Raw genomic sequence first — 5,220 nt, 5'->3', positions numbered from 1 at the left:
GCGACGTCGTCGAGCTCTTCCTCACCAGGGACGTTACCCGCGCCACAGACCTTGCGGAGAAGCTGAACCGCCTCAACGACGAGCGCCGCGCCACCGAAGCGACAGCCCTCGAAGCCATCGAAGCACAGCTCGCCGCCCTCCGCGAAGGCCTCGAAGACTTCCACGCCGAGTGCATCATCCTAGACGACCCCGAGTGGCATCGCGGCGTCCTCGGCATCCTCGCCTCCCGCGTCGTCGATCGCACCGGCAGGCCAGCCATCGTGATGACCCACGAAGACGGCCACGCCCACGGCTCCGGCCGCTCCATCAATGGATTCCATCTGCTAGACGCGCTGACAGCAGTCCACGAACCGGTCGAGCCGTCGGACTCCCCGCTCTTCACCCGATTCGGCGGCCATGCCCACGCCGTCGGCTTCTCCATGCCCTCCGCCCACGTCACTCTTCTCCGCGAGCGGATGCGTCTCTACAGCGCCCTCCGGCTCACACAAGAGATCACCTCCCCGCCGCTCGAGTGCGACGCAGAGCTACCCTTCGCCGAGCTCACCCAGAACTTCTATAGCTGGCTCACCCGCTGCGAGCCCTTCGGCATCGGCAACCGGGAGCCGGTATTTCTCACCAGAGGCCTCGTCCTCTCAGCTCCGGTCCGATTCATCAAGGAGAAACACATCTGCCTCCAGCTCCAGAGACCCGGCGAAACCCAGCGCATCAGCGCACTCGGCTGGAGCCGCGGCATCGACTGGTCTCTCCGTTGTGCTGAAATGTCCCTGAATACGGGTTCCATGATCGATGTCGTCTACAAGCTGAAAGACAAAGCCAACCCGCAATTCCCTGGACTGGAGCTGGAACTAGTCGATCTCCGACTGGCCGAAGTGAGCGCATCGCGAGCGTTAACTACCTTACCCTCAAAACTTTCTGGTCCATTCGAGCAGTGAAGAGCGTCTTATATACTGAACCTCGACTGATGCCTACTACTGAAACAAGACGCTTGAATCCTGCCATGCTGTGGGGCATCTTCCTCGCCGTTATCGCTGTCATCTTCGTGATCGTGCGCTCCTCCACCCGCGACCTCATCGACATTCGCGTCGCGGTAGTCGACCACCAGAACATCGTCAGCTCCGTATCGACTAACGGGAAAGTCGAACCTATCGAAGAGTTCCCTGCCTACGCTCCCGCTCCTGGTGTGGTCGCGAAGGTTTATGTTGACGTAGGCCAGAAGGTCAAAGAGGGCCAGCTTCTGCTAAAGATGGATGACGCCGACGCCGTCGCCAAGATTGCAGCAGCCAACGCGGCGGTGCATAACGCTCAGGCAACCCTCCACGACGTCGGCCAGGGCGGCTCTCAGGATGAGCGCATCGGCTTCACCGGCGATCTCAGCCGCGCCCAGCAGCAGCAGGAGCAGGCTGCGAAGGATCTCGCCGCGCTGCAAGCTCTTCAACAAAAAGGAGCAGCCTCGGCCAGCGAAGTCGCCTCCGCCCAGCAGCGCCTGCAGACCGCAGACAACGCCCTCAAGGGGTTTCAGTCGCGTAGCACTCAGCGCTTTGGCGCCACTGATCGCGCTCGTGCTGAAGCCCAGCTTGGCGATGCCCGCGCTTCACTCGCCGCAGCACAAGCCAACTACGCCAACGACAACATCCGTGCTCCCTTCGCCGGAACGGTCTACTCTATTCCAGTCTCTAACTACGACTTCGTTCCCGCGGGCGAAAACCTCCTCGACCTGGCCGACCTTAACAAAATTCAGGTTCGCGCTTACTTCGACGAGCCGGAGATCGGCAAGCTCGCAGCTGGCCAGGCGGTTAAGATCGTCTGGGATGCCAAACCCACCCAGACCTGGCATGGACACATCAACCGCGCCCCGACAACGGTCATCACCTACGGCACCCGCAACGTAGGCGAATGCATCATTACCGTCGATGATGCCCGAGGCGATCTGCTGCCCAATACCAACGTTGTGGTCACCGTCACCACCTCGCAGCGCTTCAATGTTCTTAGCGTCCCTCGCGAAGCTCTTCACACTGAAGGAGGAGACTTTGTCTTCCGCGTGTTAAACAACAAACTCGTCCGCACCCCCGTTCAGGTTGGCGTTGGCGTCAATCTCACTCGCGTCGAGATCATCAGCGGCCTCTCCGAAAAAGATACGGTCGCCCTCAGCGCCGTCAACAACCGCGAACTCACCAATGGGCTCCCCGTTAAAATAGTCGAGTAGCCATGTCCTCGTCTTCTCCGTGTTCCCCTTGTTCGTGTTACTCGACACGCCCACCTCGTCTCCTCCACGCGCTGCTCTTTTTCCTCCTCCTCACCACACGCTTCTCCGTCGCGGATGAGACTCAGGCAGACACGCTTCTCCAACAGGGCCGCGTCGATGAAGCAGCAGCCATGCTTAGTACTCTTCTCCTCGCAGACCCCACCAACGCCCAGGCGCACCAGCTCTTCTGCCGCGTCTTCTACTCGCAGGACAAAGCCGATGCCGCCATCCACGAGTGCGAGCTCGCCGTAGCCCACGCTCCCGGCAACAGCGAAAACCACATGTGGCTGGGTCGCGCCTACGGGTTCAAGGCTGCCCACGCCAGCCCCTTCTCTGCACTCAGCCTCGCGGTCAAGGTTCGCACCGAGTTTGAGCACGCAGTCCAGCTCGATCCTGAAAACTTTCACGCCATGAGCGATCTCGGCGAGTACTACGTCGCTGCACCCTCGTTGATAGGCGGTGGACTCGACAAAGCGCAGACGTTAGCCGCCAGGATGCAGCCAGACTTCCCCGCGCAGGCGCACCGCCTCTCAGCCCTGATCGCCGAAAAGAAGAAAGATCTCCCGGCCGCCGAGGCCGAATACCAGGCCGCTGTCGCCGCCGGCAAGGCACCCGAGGCCTACATCAACCTCGGCGACTTCTACAAGCGCCACAACCAGCCGGACAAGATGCTTGTGGCTCTCCAATCGGCCGTCGCAGGGGACCGCCGAAAGGGCCCTCCCCTGGTCGACGCCGCCAGCACCCTCTCTGCAGCCCACAGCTCCCCCCAGCTTGCGATCACCCTCTTGCGCACCTATCTCGCCTCATCGGGCAAAACCGATGGTGCTCCCGCATTCAAGGTGCATCTCCAGTTAGGCGGCCTTCTCGCACTCGAGGGTGACACCGCCGGAGCACATCACGAGTACCTCGCCGCACTCGCCCTCGCATCGAACTATGCACCTGCCCGCAAAGCATTACAGGGATCCTAAAGAAAGATCGTAGACAAAAGGCGGTACCATGATCTCTAGCCCGTCTCAAGGAATCTCTCACTCAGTATGATCTGCACTCTTCGTCGATTGATCGTCAGTTCTGCTCTTGCCTGTGCGGTAACGCCTGCCGTGGCGCAGATCTCCTTCACCAGCGCGGTAGGTCTCGCTCTCAAGGGCAGCCCAAAGGTTCTAACCGCTCAGGCCGACGTCGATAAGGCGAGAGCAGCTCTCGACCAGCTCCGCGATGCCTACATCCCAAATGTCGTCGGAGCCTCCTCCATCGGGCCGCCCTCGTATGGATTCCCTCTCGGGCAGCCTTCCATCTACAACCTCAACTCCCAGTCTCTTGTCTTCAGCTACTCGCAGCGCGACTACATCCGCGGCGCAAGGGCCTCGCTCGACGCTGCCGCTCTCTCGTTGAAAGATGTTCGCGAAGCTGTCGCAGAAGACACTGCCATCACCTACCTCGCGCTCAGCCGCGACCTCCAGCGGCAGGCCGTCCTGCAGGAGCAGCAGGGCTTCGCCGACCGACTCGTCTCCATCGTGCAGGATCGCCTCACCGCCGGACAGGACACGGGCATCGATCTCACCACCGTCCGCCTCACCGCCGCGCAGATCCGCCTTGCCCGTCTGCGCATGGACGATGAGACCGTGGCAGATCAGGCTCACCTGGCACGCCTGATCGGTCTGCCTCCGCGCGGTCTTGCCACCTCTGCCGACAGCGTTCCGCCCTTCCTTCCCAGCCAATCCGCAGACCCCTCCGCCATCATGGTCACCACCAGCCCTGCCGTCGAATCCGCCTACGCTCTCGCTCGTTCCAAGCGGGAGATTGCCTTCGGTGACAGCCGCTACATCCTCCGCCCGCAGGTAATCCTCGACGCACAGTACAGCCGCTTCGCAAAGTTCAACAACCTCCAGGACTACTACTTCCGCTTCCAGCAGAACAACGCCGCCATCGGCGTGCAGATCACCCTGCCCTTCTTCGACGCCACCCGCCGCGCCAAGGCTCGCGAATCAAACGCCGACGCAGCCCACGCCGAGCACGATGCCGACTCCATCCGCGATCAGTTCTTAGACTCCCGCCTCAAGGCCCAGCACAACGTCGCCGAGCTCGCCGCTCGCAACGAGATCGCCACCCTCGACCAGCAGCTTGCCCAGCAAAATCTGGACGCCCTCATGGTGCAGCTCAACACCGGCAACGGAAACCTCGCCGGCACCCAGATGACCCCCAAAGACGAGCAGACCTCGCGCATCGCCGAGCGGGACAAGTTCCTCGCCCTCCTCAATGCCAACTTCGAGCTTCAGCAAGCCCAGATCAATCTCATGCGCGAGAGCGGTGATCTGGAGAGCTGGCTCTCCGCAGCCCTGCAGGCTCAACCCGTAGATCCGGCGAAACACTAGCCAGACTTCGAACAAACTTGACTATCTTTTTTGGAATGAATCGTCTGGCTCCCCTGCGCATCGCCGAAGGTACCTGCCAGGAAACACCAGAAAAGCCACTTAAGCCCTTAACGAAATGGTAAAATCGAGCTATTATTATGCCTCTTAAGACCCTGTTTCTGAACCCGCCCTCCTTCGAGAAGTTTGACGGTGGTGCCAGCTCCCGCTGGCCCGCTACCCGCGAGATCGAGTCCTATTGGTATCCCGTCTGGCTCACCTATCCGGCTGGCATGCTGGAAGGCTCCCGTCTCCTCGACGCTCCACCACACCACATCAAGTGGCAGGAAGTCGTAGAAATCCTCAAGGACTATGAGTTCCTCGTGCTCTTCACTAGCACCATGGGCTGGGACGGCGACCAGAAGATGGCCGAGGTTATCAAGCAGACCTACCCCAGCATCAAGATCTCCTTCGTCGGCCCCCCGGTGACCACCTCCCCCGACAAGGCCCTCAACGAGTGCCCCGCCATCGACTTTATCTGCCGCCGCGAGTTTGACTTCTCCGTCGTAGAGTTTGCCAACGGCAAGCCGCTCGATGAGATCCTCGGCGTCAGCTACAAAGACGCCTCCGGCA

At 61.1% G+C, this 5,220-nt stretch carries 5 protein-coding genes; all 5 read left to right on the top strand.

Annotation, left to right across the window (positions count from 1 at the left end):
• On the top strand, positions 1-932 hold a 932-nt coding region (locus GSQ94_RS18865), incomplete at its 5' end, for a DHHA1 domain-containing protein (RefSeq protein WP_254063987.1).
• Between the two features lie 29 nt (positions 933-961).
• Entirely contained in the window at positions 962-2,203 is a 1,242-nt protein-coding gene (locus tag GSQ94_RS18860; protein ID WP_254063986.1) for an efflux RND transporter periplasmic adaptor subunit, read from the top strand.
• 2 nt (positions 2,204-2,205) lie between these two features.
• Positions 2,206-3,210 carry a lipopolysaccharide assembly protein LapB gene (locus GSQ94_RS18855; protein WP_158945398.1) on the top strand — a complete coding sequence of 335 codons (1,005 nt, stop codon included), beginning with the start codon at positions 2,206-2,208 and terminating at the stop codon, positions 3,208-3,210.
• Between the two features lie 66 nt (positions 3,211-3,276).
• Positions 3,277-4,611 (top strand): TolC family protein, encoded by a 1,335-nt coding sequence (locus GSQ94_RS18850; protein WP_158945397.1) that lies wholly within the window; start codon positions 3,277-3,279, stop codon positions 4,609-4,611.
• A gap of 137 nt (positions 4,612-4,748) precedes the next feature.
• Positions 4,749-5,220, top strand: a 472-nt coding sequence (locus GSQ94_RS18845) for a cobalamin B12-binding domain-containing protein (RefSeq protein WP_174240963.1), incomplete at its 3' end; no start/stop codon positions are given.

The sequence above is a fragment of the Granulicella sp. S190 genome, assembly GCF_009766095.1.
In the GTDB taxonomy this organism is placed as follows: Bacteria; Acidobacteriota; Terriglobia; order Terriglobales; family Acidobacteriaceae; genus Edaphobacter.
The sequence above is the reverse complement of the archived record's forward strand: the minus strand, read 5'-3'. Positions and strand labels throughout refer to the sequence as shown.